Raw genomic sequence first — 15,910 nt, forward strand, 5'->3', positions numbered from 1 at the left:
GGTGGCGGTACGGTGGGGCATGACCTTCAACAGCAATGCAGAGCTGGGAGGGACGACCGCACGGCGACGAGGCCGCGGGGGAGGTGCCGCGGCCGTCGCCGGCGGCGGGCTGGCCGGCCTCGGCGGGATCGCGGTGCTCCTGCTCGTGCTCTTCACCGGCGGCGACGTCACGAGCCTGCTCGGCGGCACGGGCGGCGGGCAGGACTCCGCCATCGGGGGCTGCGACACCGGCGCCGACGCGAACGCGAACGACGACTGCCGGCTCGTGTTCGGACAGAAGGCGCTCGACGGCTACTGGGCCGATCAGGTGCAGGGCTACCGTGCGCCGCAGCTGATCATCGTCGACGGGTCGACCTCGACGCGGTGCGGCACGGCCTCGAACGCGACGGGCCCGTTCTACTGCCCGCCGGAGGAGACCATCTACGTCGATCCGACGTTCTTCGGCCTGCTCCGCAGCCAGTTCGGAGCGCAGGCGGGCGACCTCGCCCAGCTCTACGTCCTCGCCCACGAGTACGGCCACCACATCCAGCAGATCACCGGGATCATGGACCAGTACCCGAACGACGGCACCGGGCCGACCAGCAACGGGGTGCGCACCGAGCTGCAGGCCGACTGCTTCGCCGGCGCGTGGATCGCGGATGCGACCTCCACGACGGACGCGAACGGCGTGGCCTACCTGCAGCAGCCCACCGACGCGCAGCTGCGCGACGCGCTCGATGCGGCGGCCGCCGTCGGCGACGACCGCATCCAGGCGCAGTCCGGACGGGTCAACCCCGAGACCTGGACCCACGGGTCGAGCGGGCAGCGCCAGCGCTGGTTCACCACCGGCTACCAGAGCGGGCTCGACGCCTGCGACACCTTCTCGGTGTCGGGAGGAGAACTGTGAACGGGCCGGCGCACCTCGACGACATCCTGTATCCCGCGATCGAGCCCTACGAGACGGGGTACCTGCTGGCCGGCGACGGCCAACGGGTCTACTGGGAGCAGTCCGGCAACCCCGACGGCAAGCCCGTCGTGTTCCTGCACGGAGGTCCCGGCGGCGGCACCTCGCCGTGGCACCGCCGCTTCTTCGACCCGGAGAGGTACCGCATCGTGCTGTTCGACCAGCGCGGCTGCGGCCGGTCGACGCCCCACATGAGCGCGCCCGACGCCGATCCGCGGTTCAACACGACCTGGCACCTGGTGGCCGACATCGAGCTGCTGCGGCGCAACCTCGGGATCGACCGGTGGCAGGTCTTCGGCGGATCGTGGGGCTCCGCCCTCGCCCTCGCCTACGCGCAGTGCCACCCGGATGCCGTCAGCGAGATCGTGCTGCGCGGCGTCTTCACGCTGCGTCGCCACGAGCTGGAGTGGTTCTACGAGGGTGGCGCGTCGGCGATCTTCCCCGATCTGTGGGAGGCGTACGTCGCGCCGATCCCCGTGCTCGAGCGCTCGCGGATGATCGAGGCCTACCACCGGCGGCTCACCGACCCCGATCCCGCCGTCCACGAGCCGGCGGCGATCGCGTGGACCACGTGGGAGATGTCGACGCTCACCCTCCACCCCGATCCCGATCTGGTGGCCTCGATGACCGACGCCGCGACCGCCGTGGCGTTCGCCCGCATCGAGAACCACTACTTCGTGCACGGCGGGTGGCTGCGCGAGGGCCAGCTCATCGACGACGTCGGCGTGATCCGCGACATCCCCGCCGTCATCGTCCAGGGGCGCTACGACGTCTGCACCCCGATCATGACGGCATGGGACCTCCACCGCGCGTGGCCCGAGGCCGAGTTCGTCGTCGTGGACGATGCCGGCCACTCGGCATCCGAGCCCGGCATCGCCCGCGCCCTCCGTGCCGCCACCGACCGCTTCGCCTAGCCCCCCTCTGGAGCGCGAGCCGCTACTCCGCGTGCGAGCCGCCACGCGCCGTACCGGCCGGATCGTGGCGGCTCGGCCGGGCGATAGCGGCTCGGCGAGAAGGGGGAGGGTGGGGGACTGCTAGGATGGGGGTACTTGCAGCGCCGAGTCGGCGCTCTCGCGTCGTAGAACGCTTCCCTCGCCGCCCGGCCCCGACCGGATGATCGGCTGACATTCTTCGTACGGCGACCCTGTGCGCATCCGCGCAGAGGCCACCGATCCGGGCGTCCCGCCCAGAAACATCACCATGTCTGACATCACTTTCGGCGCGCTCGGCGTGCCCGCCCCCCTGCTCGACGTGCTCGCGAAGGACGGCAAGACCACCGCCTTCCCCATCCAGGTCGACACCCTGCCCGACACGCTCGCCGGCCGCGACGTGCTCGGCCGCGGCAAGACCGGCTCGGGCAAGACCCTCGCCTTCTCCATCCCCCTCGCCGCCCGCCTCGGCGGCCCGCTCGCCGGCGGCAGCCGCCGCTCCGGCCGCATCCTCGGTCTCGTGCTGGCGCCGACGCGTGAGCTCGCCACGCAGATCAACGCGACCCTCGAGCCCCTGGCGGCCGCGTACGGCATGAAGACCACGACGATCTTCGGCGGCGTCAACCAGAACCGCCAGGTCGCCGCGCTGAAGGCCGGCGTCGACATCGTCGTCGCCTGCCCCGGCCGCCTCGAAGACCTCATCTCGCAGGGCTTCGTGAAGCTGGATGCCGTGGAGATCACCGTCATCGACGAGGCCGATCACATGGCCGACCTGGGCTTCCTGCCCTCGGTCACGCGCATCCTCGACAAGACCCCGCGCGACGGGCAGCGCCTGCTGTTCAGCGCCACGCTGGACAACGGCGTCGACAAGCTCGTGAAGCGGTTCCTGCAGAACGAGGTGCTGCACTCGGTCGACGAGGCGCACTCGCCCGTCGCCGCGATGACCCACCACGTCTTCCACGTCGGCGGCGTCGAGGAGAAGAAGGAGCTCGTGCGCACGCTCGCCTCGGGCACCGGCCGTCGCATCCTCTTCATGCGTACCAAGCACCACGCCAAGAAGCTCGCGCAGCAGCTGACGTCGCAGGGCATCCCGTCGGTCGATCTGCACGGCAACCTGTCGCAGCCCGCCCGTGACCGCAACCTCGCCGCTTTCAGCTCGGGCGCCGCGAAGGTGCTCGTCGCCACCGATGTCGCCGCGCGCGGTGTGCACGTCGACGACGTCGAGCTCGTCATCCACGTCGACCCGCCCATGGAGCACAAGGCGTACCTGCACCGCTCCGGCCGCACGGCCCGCGCCGGCGCCGAGGGCTCGGTCGTCACGCTCGTGCTGCCCGGTCAGGAGAAGGACGTCAAGGACCTCCTCCGCAAGGCCGCGATCACCGCGACCCCCGTGCCCGTGACGCCGACCTCCCCGCAGGTCACCGCGCTCGTCGGCGAGGTCGCCCCCTACGTCGCGCCCGCGCCGAAGTCCGAGCAGCCCGGCCGTGGCCAGGGCGGCGGCGGTCGCAGCCAGGGCGCCAACGCGCAGCGCAAGCGCGCGGCCCGCGAAGGCGCGCCGGCCGGCCAGGGCGGACGCGGCGGCCGCGGCAACGGCCAGCGCAGCCAGGATCAGCCCCGCGCGGACCGCGCCTCCGGACGCCCGGCCGCCGACCGTGCCGGACGCCCGGCCGCGGATCGTGCCGCCGGCGGTCGCGAGCAGCGCCCGGCTCGCGATCACCGTGCCGCCGCGCAGCCCGCGGCATCCGGCAACGCGCGCACGGCCGGACGCCGCGCCACGCACGCCGGGGGAACCGGTGCCACCGGCGGCAAGCTCATGGTGGGATCGGTCGTGCGGCAGAACGGCGGCCCGCGCCGCTCCGGACGCTGATCCCGGGCGGTCGGGGCCGCGCCCTCACGGGCCTCGACGGTTCGCCGTGACGAACGTCGGACGATCGACGCCGGCGCGGTCGACGATCCGCGGGTTTCTGCGGCGCGCCCGCGGGTGAGCTGACGGTTGTCCGGCGTTGGTCACCCGCCCACCGGTGCGGACGCGCCCACCCACGCCGCCACGGGTCGTCGCCGGTTCGCCGTGACGAGCGTCGGACGATCGGCGCCGACGACGCCGACGACCCGCGGGTTTGTGCGGCGCGGCCGCGGGCGAGCTGACGGTTGTCCGGCGTTGGTCACGCGCCCACCCGCGCCACCGCCCACCGCTCCACCGTCACCGCCCACAGGGCCCGGCCGCCCACCGCCGCCGACCGCGCCGCCGCCCACCCCCGCGCCGGCCACCCGCCCGACCCCACCCGGCGGGCGGGGTCAGACCGCGCGGATGAGGTCCGCGGCGCGCTCGCCGATCACGATCGCGGGCGCGTTCGTGTGCCCGCGGATGATCGTGGGGATCACCGACGCGTCCGCGACCCGCAGGCCGTCGACTCCGCGCACGCGCAGCGCGGGATCGACCACGGATGCCGCGTCCTCGCCCATACGCGCCGTGCCCACCGGGTGGTACAGGGTGTGCGAGTACCGCCGCAGCGACAGCTCGATGCGTTCGGCGGCGCTCATCCGCTCGCCACCGGCCGGCTGCACCCATCCGCCGGTGGTCACGGCGCGCAGCGCGGGCGTTGCGATGAGGCGTTCGCACTCCGCGAGCCCCGCCCGCAGGGTCTCGGCGTCGACGCCCTCGGGATCGGTGAGGTAGCCGGGGTCGATGATCGCGGCATCCGCGGGGTCGGCCGAGGCCAGGCGGATCGTCCCGCGACTGCGCGGGCGCAGGAGGATGGCCCCCACGGTGATGCCCTCCGCGGGCGGCGGCACGAGGCCCTCACCGACGTACGGGGCGGCGGCGAAGATGATCTCGATGTCCGGCAGCCCCGCGGGCGCGCCCCGGTCGTCGGCGACCGCGGTGCGCACGAAGCCGTAGGCCTCGGCCACGTTCGAGCTCAGCATGCCGCGTCGCGAGGAGAGGTAGCGCGCCAGTTGGCCGGGCCGCTGCGCCCCGTAGAGCGTTCCGCCGCGGGCGGCGGGCGCGAGCCCCGCCACGAGGTGGTCCTGGAGGTTCGCACCGACACCGGGGGCATCGACCCGCACCCGGATGCCGTGGCTGCGGAGCTCGTCCGCGTCGCCGATCCCGCTGAGCAGGAGCAGCTGCGGCGTGTTGATCGCTCCGCCGGCGAGGATGACCTCGCGGCGGGCGCGCGCGTGCCGGGTGATGCCGGCGATGTCGACGTAGACGCCGGTGGCGCGGGGGAGTCCGTCGCCCTCCTCGAAGGTGATGCGTCGGACGAGGGCGTCGGTGACGACCCGCAGGTTGGCTCGGGCGCGGGCCGGGCGAAGGTACGCGTCGGCGGTCGAGGCGCGGGCGCCGCGGTGCTGCGTGACCATCGTCTGGGAGAAGCCCTGACGGGTGGGCAGGTTCGCGGCGGTGACGGGATGCCGCAGCTCGCGCGCGGCCTGCAGGAATGCCGCCGTGTGGGGCCGGGGATCGCGCTGGTGCTCGACCGGCTGCGCGCCGGCGGTGCCCTGGCTGGCGTCGGCGGCGCCCTGCGTCGCCTCGACGCGCTGGAAGTACGGCGCGAGCGACGCCCACGACCAGCTGTCGCCGGCGCTCTGCGCCCATTCGTCGTAGTCGGCGGCGAAACCGCGCACCCACATCATGGCGTTGAGCGACGACGACCCGCCGAGCGTCTTTCCCCGCGGCCAGTAGATGGTGCGGTTCTCCAGCTCGCGCTGGGGCACCGTGTCGTAGTTCCAGTCGTAGCGCCCCCGGAACAGGGTGGAGAAGGCCGCCGGCACGTGCAGCGCGAGGGCCGCGTCCGGCGGCCCGGCCTCCAGCACGAGCACCGACGTCGCCGGATCCTCGCTGAGACGGGCGGCGAGGGCGGCCCCGGCGGAGCCGGCGCCGACGATGACGTAGTCGGCCTCCAGCGTGGACGGCCTCCCGCGGGTCGCCCGTCTCGACGCGCTCACGCGCCGAAGGCCTTCACGAGCGTGACGGCCATCTTCGCGGGGTTGCCGTCGATGCGGAACCGCGTGAACCCCTCGCACACGGCGGCGCCGGTGCGCGACGTCACGAACCAGGGCGGCTTGGGAAGCACCGACAGGCCGCGCCCGCGGGCGGCGGACGAGACCGACCGGGGGAACGGGCGGAACGGGCCGCGCACGACGGTCCGCTCGACCCGGTCGAGCAGCAGCGCGTTGTGGACGATGCCCATGCCGCTGGGCGCGTCGGCGAGGGTGCCTCCCGGGAACGCGCCCCAGGTCGCCGTCGGGGTGAGGAACCCGAACGCCGTCCAGGCGTTGACCGCGACGGTGCCGTACCGCAGGTCGGCGACGGCCCGCTCGAAGCCGTCGCCGAGCGCGTTCTGGGTGACGGGGTCGATGAGCACATTGGCGCCGAGGGTGCCGACGAGCCGGTCGTTGGCGTGCGCGACGGCGGCGTCGAGGAACTCCTGCCCCGTCCCGCGCAGGCCCACCACGGCGAGCACGGGCGCGAAGTACTCGGTCGTCTCGAGGGTGGTCGCGTCCTCGGGGCGCGCCTCGATGAGGGCGCGGGTCCCGCCGGCGCACCAGGCGGCATCCGGGTAGGAGGAGCGCGCCGCGTCGAGCTTGCTCTGGCTGTGCGGGTACCAGACGGGGCGCGAGGGCGCGCGGTCGTACGCGGCGCGCACCTCGTCGAGGAACGCGTCGCGCTGCGGCCAGTCCTCCGAGAGCAGCACGACCTGTCCGGCGATGCAGTTGTGTCCGCTGTTGTGCAGCCGCATGGTGACGACATGCTCCGCCTGGAAGCGGAGGTCGGCCGCCGACCAGTCACCGGGCACCACGATGATGGGCGACACGCCGCCGAGCTCGGCCGTGATCGGCTTCTTCAGCAGCGGTCGTCCCTCCCGCCGCCGACGCGTGGCCGCACCTGCGGCTCCCGGCGTGTGGGACGGCCCCCACACGATCGCGCCGAACGTCGACTCCGAGCCGGTGATGTGCACGTGATCGATGTCCGGATGCTGGGTCAGGTAGCCCCCGACGTCGCCGCCGCCGCGGACGATCCGCAGGAGGCCGGGCTCGATGAGCGGCGCCAGCGCGCGCTCGAACACCGGCACCAGCGCGTCCTGCGTGGGGTTGACCTTGAGGATCACGACGCGGTTGAACGCCAGCAGCTCGTACAGCACATCGAGGTAGGGGATGGAGGTGATGTTGCCCGCGCCGAGCACGAGGCCCACACCGCCGGATGCCGCGGGGTCGAGCTGTCCGAGGCCCGCCTCGCGGCGGGCGGTGGCGGCGTCGACGCCGGGCTGCAGCCAGACCTCGGTGGTGTAGCCCGACAGCAGCAGCGTGTCGGTCGCCGTAAGCGGTGAGGTGTGGACGACGGTGCGCGCACCGGGGGCGGACCCGGTGCGGATGTCTTCGAGCGGCGACCGACCGACCGCGAGGGCGTGCAGGGTGTCGGCGTAGGCGTCGAGGGCGACGAGGGCCGCGTACGGTCCGGACAGCCACTCCTCGCCGCGCAGCGGATGCCCGGGCGGCAGTCCCTTCGAGGTCGCCGCCGTGTCGGCCCATTCCTCGGCGACCGCCGCGGTCGCGACGCGGACGCGGCGGATCAGCGTGCGCCGCTGGCCGAGCGTGAGGGCGCTCCACGCGCGGGTGCCGCTGCGGAGCTGGGCGATCGCGGAATCCAGACCGTCCTGCACGTCGTGGTCGAGCCGGTCTCCGGTCGACGTCTTCGGTGGTGCGGACGGGGCGCCTGCGGTCACGGCGTTCTCCTTCGAAGCGGGTTCGCGCTCGCGCGCGGGCCTCCAGCTTACGTCGGAGCGAGACGCAGTCCCAGGGTCATTGCCACTCGATGCCGTTCCGACGGCTCGCGGCCCGGCCCGGGCGCGCGCTCAGATCAGCGAGAGTTCGCGCAGCTTCGCCTCGACGTCGGCGTTGGTCGGCTCGACGTGGTGGGAGGCGTCGGGGTAGACGACGACGGGGATGTTCGTGCGACCCGAGATCTCGCGGGCCACGTCGGCGGCGGCGGGGTCGGCGACGAGGTCCACATAGGTGTACTCCACACCCAGCTCGTCGAGCTGCTTCTTGGTGCGGATGCAGTCGCGGCACCAGTCGGCGCCGAACATCGTGATCGGGGTGTTCTCGGAGGTCATGATTCCAGCGTACGCTCGGCGGTGCGGGTGACGGCCCGGGTCGCCACACGGGACGTGGACGTTTTCTTCGGGGCGTACACCCACAGCGCGTGGTAGACGAATCGCACCACGAACGCCGCCGCGAGCGTGATCGCCGCGGCCAGGACGCTCGGGATGTGGGCGCCCTGCACGAGCAGCGGGATGATCGGGATGCGGACGACGGCTTCGACGTTGTTGAACGCGAACGACTTCAGGAAACGCACCCACATCTGGCCGGACTCGGAGCGCATGTCGGCGAAGACGAGGTACTCGAGCAGCAGGAAGTTGCCGATGATCGTCACCTCGCTCGCGATGATCGCGGCGGTGAGGTAGTTCATGCCGAGGTGGATGAGGCCCCACATGATGACGAGGTTCGCGATCGCCCCGACGCCGCCGACGAGGGCGAACGCCGACATGCGGCCGAAGCGGAGCATCGCCAGCTGGGTCAGGAACCGCATGCCCTGCGAGAACGTCGCCTTCGACTCGCCGGCGAAGCGGGTGGCGAAGGCGAACGGGATCTCGCCGATGCGCATCTGACGGCGCGCGAGGATCTCGAGCAGGATCTTGAAGCCGCGCGGGCGCAGGTCGTCGAGGTCGACGGTGTCGCGGTCGACGAGGAAGAACCCGGTCATCGGGTCGGTGCAGCCGTGCAGCTTCCGCGGGAACATGGCCTTCGTCAGAAGGGTGGAGGTGCGCGAGACCGCGGTGCGCGTGGCGCCGGCGAGCCCGCCGGCGGTGCCGCCGGCGACGTAGCGCGAGGCGACAACGATGTCGACGTCGCCGAGCGCGGCGCGGTCGAGCATGCGGGGGATGTCCTCCGGCGGATGCTGCAGGTCGCCGTCCATCACGAGGCACCAGCGCGCCTGCGCGCTGCGGAAGCCCTCGAGCACGGCGCCGCTCAGACCGCCCTCGGGCGCGTCGCGGTGGATGACGCGGACGGGGAAGTCGGTGGCCCGGGCGACCGACGCGATCGTGGCGGGCGTGTCGTCGGTCGAGTCGTCGACGAACACGATCTCGAAGTCGACGTCCTCCAGCGCCGCGCCGATGCGTCGGACCAGCTCGGCGACGTTCTCCCCCTCATTGAAGGTGGGAACGATGACGGAAAGATCCATGGGCATGCGCTCGCGATCGGTCAGGGACAGAACCGTCCCAGCCTATCGACGCGGAGTTGGGCAAGTGCTGTGCGTGCTCTGTCAGTTCCGCAAGGTCCTGCGGCGCCGGTGATCAGCCGATCTGCTTCTTCAGATCGGGCACGCCCATCCCGTAGTTGATGCGGATGCAGGGCAGCGCGAGCTTCTCCGTGCCGACCGACACGTAGCCCTGCTCGATGGTCCTCGCCATCTCGAAGCCGGCTTCGCGGAGGCCCTCCTTGGCGGTGTCGTTGTTGTGACCGTACGGATAGGCCATGACCTCGGCGACGCCCCCGAGCGCCGTCGCCGACGCCGTCAGGTCGGCCGCGATCTGCGCGGCGGAGAGGTTGACCATCTCCCCCTTTCCGTTCGCGCCCGCCTTGTGCATGTCGTTGGTGTGCGAGCGCGGCAGGATGAAACGGTTCTGCGCGGGCACGCCCGAGCCGGTGATCACGAAAGAGGTCGCCATGAGCTGCAGCTGCTCGTTGATCGGCGAGGCCATGGTCAACCACGACGGGTCGGCGTCGTCGTCGGTGATGATGACCGAGTGATCGGGGAGGTACAGCGCTCCGTCGATGAAAGCGCTCAGTTCGTCCCAGGTGGGCAGGTAGAACGCCTGGTCCTTGATGTACTGCATCTGCGCGCGGTAGTCCTCGATGTACGCGTAGTTGCCGCGCAGCCAGCCCTCTTCGCCGCCGGGCTTGGTCGTGAACTGGTGGTACATGAGGATCGGCACCCGCGCCTTCGCGGCGGTGACCGCGTCGGCGTTCGTCCAGGCTCCGTAGAGGGTGGTCTGGCGCTCCGTGCACGAGACGAGGTCGGATCCGTTGATCCTCGTGGCGGGGTCTCCCGCGTGCGCGGCGGGGTCGGCGGATGCCGCGGCCGCCGTCGCCGCATCGGCATACCACCCCGCGAAGACGCGTCCGTCGGCGCGGGGGATCGGGAGATGGTCGTACAGGCGGTCCTGCACCTGCAGCTGCGGATCGAGGGTGACGCCGTCGACGCGGAAGCTGACGGCGCAGGCGCCCGCGACGTCGGGGTGGGCGGCGAGGAGCTGCTCGGCCGCCGTGAGCGGCGTCGGCGTCGGCGTCGGCGAGGCGACGGATGCCGAGGCCCCGGCATCCGGCGTGGAACCGTCCGTCGGCTCGGATGCGCAGCCGGACAGTGCCGCCGCGACGGCCCCGACGATGAGGCCGACGGCGAGCGCCCGGCCGAGAACGCCACGACTGGTCTGCAGACCGCCCATGTATGACCCCCAAGACGAGGGCGCACCCCGCGCCCGGGATCATCCTACGGTCGGCCCGCTCCTCCTCTCGTCGGCGCGCGCCTGACCTCGGCCGGGACGGCGCGGCGGCGACATCCGTCGTGGCGTCGTCAGGCGGTCTCGCGCGCGCTCGGCCGGTCCTCGCCGGCCGCGCTCGCCGCCTCCAGCGCGCGCCGCAGCTGCGTGCTCGACGTGTGCGCCGTGTACGGGAAGTACACGACCTGCACGCCGACGGCGGCGAAGTCGCGCTCGAGGCGGAGGCCCTTCTCGGTGCCGCGCCAGTCGTCGCCCTTGAAGAAGTGGGTGAAGCCCACCTCCCGCCAGACCTCGAGCTTGTCGGGCACCGTCTCGATGTGGACGTGGTCGACGTACTTGATGTCCCGGACGATCTGCGCGCGCTCGATCGTCGGGACGAAGGGCTCGACCCCCTTCACCAGCCGGAGCATCTCGTCGCTGACCACCCCGGCGATGAGCAGATCGCACTGCTCCTTCGCATGTCGAAGGATGTTCAGGTGTCCGATGTGGAACAGATCGAACGCCCCCGCGGCGTAGCCGATCGACACAGCCATAGCGAGCCCCCCCAGCTGCTGACGTGAAATCCCGGGCCCCCCGGCCCGGTCCGAGCCCCCCGGCTCGATGCGGGCCCCCCGGCCCACGGCTGCACATTACCGCACCCGGGTCGTCGACGACAGTGCGGGCGCCGGCGGCCCTCGGCGCGCGGCCCGACTCGGGCATGATGGGCGAGGGGGAAGGGGACGGCGTGAAGCGGCAGGCGGTGGGGGCGATCGCGGCGCAGGCGGCGCAGGCGGCGGTCAGCCTCGCGCTGCAGATCCTCGTCGCCCGCCTCCTCGGCATCGCGGACTACGGGCGCTTCGCGATCCTCTACGGTGTCGTCGTGCTGGCCTCGGGCATCGTCACGGGCCTCGTCGGCGACGCCCTCGTCGTGCTCGATCGCGCGTCCCGTCGCATCCGGGCGGGGCTGGAGGTCTGGCTCGCCGTGGCCGCCGGCGCGACCGCCCTGCTCGCGGGCGCCGTCGCGGCGCTCACCGGGTTCGCGAGCCCCCTGGAGGCGCTGCTGTTCGCGCTCGCGCTGGCCGCGTTCGTGGTGGAGGAGATCGTGCGCCGGCTCCTCATGGCCGGGTACGGGTTCACCCGTGTCGTGGCCGCCGACCTCACGGGCTTCGCGGTCAGTGCGGCTTTCCTCGGCGGTGCGGCCGCGCTCGGCGGGCTCTCGCTGGCGGCCTTCCTCGGCGCGATCGCGGCGGGGCAGAGCGTCGGCGCGCTGGTGGGCTGGCGGCTGCTGCCGCGCGCCGAGCGCGTGCTGGTCGGATGGCGCGGTGCGGATCTGGCGTCCGTGTGGGGATACGGGGCCTGGCGCGGACTGCAGCAGACGCTGCGACCGGCGATGCTCACGGTCGTCCGCCTCGCCGTGCTCGCGGTCTCCGGGGCGGCAGCGGTCGGTCTGCTCGAAGCGGCGCGCACCTACGCGTCGCCGCTCCTGCTCGTGGTCGGCGGCCTCTCGTCGTTCCTGTTCGTGCGCTTCGCCGACCGGCGGCGCGCGGGCGGCGCCGGATCGCTCCGCGAGGCCGACCGCGTCGTCGTCGTGCTCGTCGTCGGGACGACGGCGATGAGCGGCGTCGCCCTCGCCCTCGCCCCCTGGCTGGGTCCGCTCGCCTTCGGAGTCGCGTTCGATCCGGTGACGCTCGTCGGATGGCTCGTCTACGGCCTGTCGGTCGCGATGGTGACGCCCTACGGAGCGCTGAGCGCCGTCGGCGGGCGCCAGCGGGCCGTGTTCCTGATCCGCCTGGCCGACACGGTGCTGGCCCTCGTGCTCACGGCGGTCGTGCTGCTGGCCGGAGGCGGCGCCGCGCTCGTGCCGTTCGCGCTCGCCGCGGCATCCCTGCTCGGCGGACTCGCCCTCCGCGCGATCGCGGCCTCGGCGCGACCGGATGCCGATCCGCCCCCGGCCTGAGCCGTCCCCGGGGCCCTCTCTCCCAACCACCTGTGAGCAGAGGCGCGTCGAGCGCTCTGGTGGTAGGTTCGGCCCAGCACGAAGACGCTCGGACGATGACAGGGGTACGTCCGGCGGTCGGGCTCATCTTGGGGGGGTGGGGAGCATGGAGGACGTTCCGTATGGGCGGATCCTGCGTGAAGGATGGCTGCTGGTCCTGATCATGGCGCTGCTCGGCGCGGGCGCGGCCTACGGTGTCGCGAAGCTGCTGCCGGAAACCTACGCGTCCACGTCGACGCTGATGCTGCAGGTCGACTCGAAGGAAGCGTCGCTGTTCGAGCGCAACCAGTTCAGCCTGGCGCGGATCCGGTCGTATCCGGAGCTCGTGGACAGTCCGCAGGTGATCAGCGGCATCCGCACCGATTTGGGCCTGTCGCCGGACGAGTACAGCGATCGTGACCTGCGGAGGATGGTCTCCGCCGAGAACACCACCGACACCGTGCTGCTCGTCGTGCGGGCCGACGCCCCGACGGCGCCGCTCAGCGCGGCGATCGCCAACGCGGCGGCGTCGCATCTGTCGCGCCTCATCGAGTCGACGGAGAACTCCGACGCGGACGATCGCTACCAGGTCAACCTCACGGTCGTGCTGCCGGCGGTCGAGCCGCTCGCGCCGGTCTCGCCGCAGGTGCTGGCGATCACCGGGCTCGGTCTCATCCTCGGCATCGCGGTCGGCGGCATCGTCGCGGTCTACCGCACCGTGACCAACCGCACCGTCATCACGATCTCCGACGTCCGTCGCCTGGCCGGGCTGCGGGTCGTGGGGCGCATCCCGCGGCGTCGGCGCTGGCGGCGCGGCGGGAGCCTCGATCAGGAGTCCGCCTGGGACGAGACGATCGCGAACCTCGGCGTGCTGGGCGGCCCGCAGGTGTCGGCCGTGCTCGTGCTGACGGCGTCCGACGACGCGATCGCCGACGCCGAGAAGAACGGCCTGGCCGCCGCCTTCGCCGCGGCGGGGCGCACTGCGACGATCGTCGACACCCGTGCCGACCCCGATCCGAGCGACGAGCCGGCATCGCTCGCCGCGCTCCTGGACCTCGTCGGGGAGGCGTCGTGGCCCGCGGACCTCGAGTTCGCCGCGGAGGTGGCGGGTCGGCGCTTCGCCGATGCCGTGCCCCCCGCGACTGCCGTGCTCCAGGAGCGGATGCCGGTGCTCTGGGCGGCCCTCGCGGAGCACATCGACGCGGCCGTCGCGATCGCGGATGCCGGGGCGACCGCCGTCGCCCGCGAGCTCGTCCGCGACGGCACCGGCGTGGTCATCGCCGTGCGGAGCGGGTCGACGTCGGCATCCGCCCTGACGGCCCTGGTCACCAAGCTCTCCTTCGCCGACGTGCACCCGCTGGGGGTCCTCCTCACCGGCGCCCCGGCGCACTCCACGGGTGTCGTCACCGAGACCTGGCGGGGCGGCGACGACCCGCAGCCTGCGCCGACGCCGCGCTGAGGCTCCGCTGATGTCGACGGTCGTGGGATCGAGGATGCCCGTCCGCGTCGCGGCGCACGCCGACGCGGCGCATCCCACCCGTCGGCGCTTCGCCGTGCTCACGGCCCTGTTCCTGCTGGTGATCGTCAGCGTGATCCCGTGGCGGCCCCAGGCCTTCTATGCCGGAGGGGTCGACCCGGTGGTCCTCGCGAAGGCGGCGATCGCCCTCGTCGCCCTCGGCGGCGCCGCGGCGCTGACGCTGTACACGCGGCGCCGCATGCCCGTCGGGCTCGGCCCCGCGGCCGTCCTCGCCCTCACGTTGGCCGTCAGCCTCCTCGGCGGCGTGGTCGCCGGCAACGGCACGGCCACCGCGGTGCTGGTGACGCGGGTGTTCATCGTCATGGCGACGCTGCTGCTGCTGCTGACCAACGCGCCGTGGGATCGGGCGGTGGCCGCGCTGCTGACGGCGATGTCCCTCGTGGCGATCGTGGCCGCGGCGACCGGTGTGCGCACCCTCGCCGGGGGACGTCTGGGCGGCGGCATCCCCGAGATCCATCCGAACGAGCTCGCCGGGCTGGCGGCGCTGCCGCTGATCGCCCTCGTCATCCTCGTGCTGCGTCGGGGCGTGCGGGCCGGGCCCGTCGCGGGCATCGTCGTGCTGTTCGCCATCGTCGTCGCGACCGGCTCGCGCATCGCGCTCGTCGGGACGCTGGCGGGCGCGATCGTGGCGCTGATCACCAACGGTGTCCGCCGACGCGGCGTGCTCTACGCGCTGCTCGCGTTCGTGCCGCTCGTCTACGCCGTCGTGGTGTTCACCGGCGTCGTCGACGGACTCGCCAGTCGCGGCGGGACGTCTGCCGAGAGCACCGCGCTGGACTCGCGCCTCACGGGATGGCAGGTGGTGCTGGGCTGGGACTGGACGTCGTGGGAGCGGTGGCTGGGAGTGGGGCTGTCGGTCAAGGAGGTCGCGGTCCAGGAGAAGTGGCGCTCCTCGCAGGTGCTCGACAGCAGCTGGGTGTCGCTGCTCGCGCAGGCCGGCCTCGTCGGCGTCGTGCTCGTCGGCCTCCTCGTGGCGTGGTGTCTGGTCACCGCCGTGACGGCGGGCTCGCGCCGGGGTCTCGTGCTGCCGCTGCTGACGATGTTCGTCATCCGCACCTTCACGGAGAGCGGCATGGTCGACAGCGCCATGCCCTTCGTGCTGTTCGTCACGCTCTCGGCGGTGCTCACACGTCGCTCCCGGCACGGGGATCGCCCGCCGCCGGACGACCGGCCGCGGATTCACCCTCGCCAGGCGGGCGTCGTCGGCGTACGCTGAGGGAACGCATCCGGGGAACTGGGGCCCCGACACGGTGCGTGAGCACGTGGGGGGTGCTTTCCGTATGACGGATCACAGGGGTGGGATCGGGCGTGCGCGCACGCAGGCGCCGTGGCTGGTGTTCGCGCTCGTCGCGACGCTTCTCGTCGGCGGGATCGTGTGGGCGGTGGTGAGCCAGGGCCCGGCGGGGGATGCCGCGGCCGCCGCGTCGCCGTCGCCGTCGTGGGCCACGCCCACGCCGCAGCCGACGGCCTTCGAGACGCCGAGCCCCGGCGCGACCGCCGACGTCGCCAAGCCGCCCTCCTCGACGGAGGTGCCGCTCGATCAGGCCGCGCCGCCCGTCGCCGGCGCCGTCGTGGAGGTGGTCGGTCTCACCGCGGGCTCGTTCACCGGCGACGTCCCGGGCGAGCCGAGCGGGGATGCCATCACGGTGTCGGTGCGCATCGCGAACGACGGGACGACGCCGATCGACACCGCAGGATCCAGCGTCACCCTCAGCTACGGCGGCGACGACAGGACGCCGGCGATCGCCGTCACGCACAAGACCGCGCGCACCTTCCCGGCATCCATCGCCCCGGGAGCCGAGGCCACGGCGGACTTCACGTTCGTCGCACCCCTTGCGGCGGAGGGGGACATCCGTGTTACCGTCGACCTGCTGGCGTCTGAGCCAGACATCGTCTTCGTCGGCCCCAGGCCGTAGCGGGCGCTGGGGGGACTATCGCCTTCGCGGCATCAACGGATGGGGATCCGGTCGCGGGGGATGACTGGGG

At 72.9% G+C, this 15,910-nt stretch carries 13 protein-coding genes; 7 read left to right on the forward strand and 6 right to left on the reverse strand.

Features of this window, described 5'->3' with window-relative positions; all coding sequences use genetic code 11:
• Positions 1-19: 19 nt before the first annotated feature.
• The 3 genes from ypfJ (at position 20) to AC6CQV_RS00090 (ending at position 3,739) form a co-directional block, all read left to right on the forward strand.
• On the forward strand, positions 20-886 hold the full coding sequence (gene ypfJ, locus AC6CQV_RS00080; RefSeq protein WP_498259921.1) for a KPN_02809 family neutral zinc metallopeptidase: 867 nt from the start codon (positions 20-22) through the stop codon (positions 884-886).
• On the forward strand, positions 883-1,857 hold the full coding sequence (gene pip / locus AC6CQV_RS00085) for a prolyl aminopeptidase (RefSeq protein ID WP_082734312.1): 975 nt from the start codon (positions 883-885) through the stop codon (positions 1,855-1,857). The genes ypfJ and pip overlap by 4 nt, the downstream gene beginning before the upstream one ends.
• Positions 1,858-2,143: 286 nt before the next feature.
• Positions 2,144-3,739, forward strand: a complete 1,596-nt coding sequence (locus AC6CQV_RS00090) for a DEAD/DEAH box helicase (RefSeq protein WP_498259922.1) — start codon at positions 2,144-2,146, stop codon at positions 3,737-3,739.
• A 428-nt stretch (positions 3,740-4,167) separates the two neighbouring features.
• On the opposite strand, the gene AC6CQV_RS00095 is transcribed toward AC6CQV_RS00090, so the two are convergent.
• The 6 genes from AC6CQV_RS00095 to AC6CQV_RS00120 form a co-directional block, all read right to left on the reverse strand.
• Complete coding sequence (locus AC6CQV_RS00095; protein ID WP_498259923.1) at positions 4,168-5,817, reverse strand: GMC family oxidoreductase; 1,650 nt, start codon at positions 5,815-5,817, stop codon at positions 4,168-4,170.
• Positions 5,814-7,595, reverse strand: a complete 1,782-nt coding sequence (locus AC6CQV_RS00100) for an aldehyde dehydrogenase family protein (protein ID WP_498259924.1) — start codon at positions 7,593-7,595, stop codon at positions 5,814-5,816. The genes AC6CQV_RS00095 and AC6CQV_RS00100 overlap by 4 nt, the downstream gene beginning before the upstream one ends.
• 129 nt (positions 7,596-7,724) lie before the next feature.
• On the reverse strand, positions 7,725-7,985 hold the full coding sequence (locus AC6CQV_RS00105) for a glutaredoxin family protein (protein ID WP_060961124.1): 261 nt from the start codon (positions 7,983-7,985) through the stop codon (positions 7,725-7,727).
• Positions 7,982-9,115, reverse strand: a complete 1,134-nt coding sequence (locus AC6CQV_RS00110) for a glycosyltransferase (protein WP_498259925.1) — start codon at positions 9,113-9,115, stop codon at positions 7,982-7,984. The genes AC6CQV_RS00105 and AC6CQV_RS00110 overlap by 4 nt, the downstream gene beginning before the upstream one ends.
• Before the next feature lie 112 nt (positions 9,116-9,227).
• On the reverse strand, positions 9,228-10,379 hold the full coding sequence (locus AC6CQV_RS00115) for a polysaccharide deacetylase family protein (RefSeq protein ID WP_498259926.1): 1,152 nt from the start codon (positions 10,377-10,379) through the stop codon (positions 9,228-9,230).
• A gap of 128 nt (positions 10,380-10,507) precedes the next feature.
• A complete protein-coding gene (locus tag AC6CQV_RS00120; RefSeq protein ID WP_061781929.1) occupies positions 10,508-10,966 on the reverse strand; it encodes an FAD synthase family protein in 459 nt (152 codons plus the stop codon).
• A 191-nt stretch (positions 10,967-11,157) separates the two neighbouring features.
• On the opposite strand from AC6CQV_RS00120, the gene AC6CQV_RS00125 reads away from it, so the two are divergent.
• The 4 genes from AC6CQV_RS00125 (at position 11,158) to AC6CQV_RS00140 (ending at position 15,840) form a co-directional block, all read left to right on the forward strand.
• Complete coding sequence (locus tag AC6CQV_RS00125; protein WP_157831655.1) at positions 11,158-12,369, forward strand: polysaccharide biosynthesis protein; 1,212 nt, start codon at positions 11,158-11,160, stop codon at positions 12,367-12,369.
• Positions 12,370-12,514: 145 nt separating this feature from the next.
• Positions 12,515-13,846, forward strand: a complete 1,332-nt coding sequence (locus tag AC6CQV_RS00130) for a YveK family protein (RefSeq protein ID WP_498259927.1) — start codon at positions 12,515-12,517, stop codon at positions 13,844-13,846.
• A 10-nt stretch (positions 13,847-13,856) separates the two neighbouring features.
• Positions 13,857-15,140, forward strand: a complete 1,284-nt coding sequence (locus AC6CQV_RS00135; protein ID WP_191009178.1) for an O-antigen ligase family protein — start codon at positions 13,857-13,859, stop codon at positions 15,138-15,140.
• A gap of 64 nt (positions 15,141-15,204) precedes the next feature.
• The gene (locus AC6CQV_RS00140; protein WP_498259928.1) at positions 15,205-15,840 is read left to right on the forward strand and encodes a hypothetical protein; all 636 of its coding nucleotides are present in this window, start codon (positions 15,205-15,207) and stop codon (positions 15,838-15,840) included.
• The last annotated feature ends 70 nt before the right edge of the window (positions 15,841-15,910 follow it).

The organism is Microbacterium sp. EG9, assembly GCF_059759475.1.